The following is a 368-nucleotide window of genomic DNA, read 5'->3' on the forward strand; positions in this document are numbered from 1 at the left end:
CCCATTACCTACTTAAATGAGAATCAGGCTATAGAGCTTGAAGCAAAGGCACAACTGGGAACCGGCAAAGAACACACTAAATGGTCACCGGGACGTGCAACACATGCGTTTGCTGCAAACATCACAATTAATCCAAAAAGCGTGACAAAAGACAGCAAAAAAGTTGCTGACGCATCAAAAGATGCTCTTGTGTTTAGTGCAGGAAAGCTTTCTGTTAATAAAACAGTTATTCTCTCCTATGACGAGCTTGATGCAGCACTTGATAGTGTCAACCAAGGAGAAGTCACACTTGAGCCTGACCGCAATGCAATTATCTTGAGCTTTGAGAACTGGGGACAACTCTCGCACAAACAAGCGTTTGAAACGGC

1 protein-coding gene is annotated in these 368 nt (G+C 43.8%); it reads left to right on the forward strand.

Going from position 1 to position 368, the window contains the following annotated elements:
- The coding region (locus COT72_00815; GenBank protein ID PIO00232.1) for a hypothetical protein at positions 1-368 on the forward strand (368 nt) is incomplete at both ends.

This window comes from archaeon CG10_big_fil_rev_8_21_14_0_10_43_11 (genome assembly GCA_002763265.1).
GTDB lineage: Archaea > Nanobdellota > Nanobdellia > PEZQ01 > PEZQ01 > PEZQ01.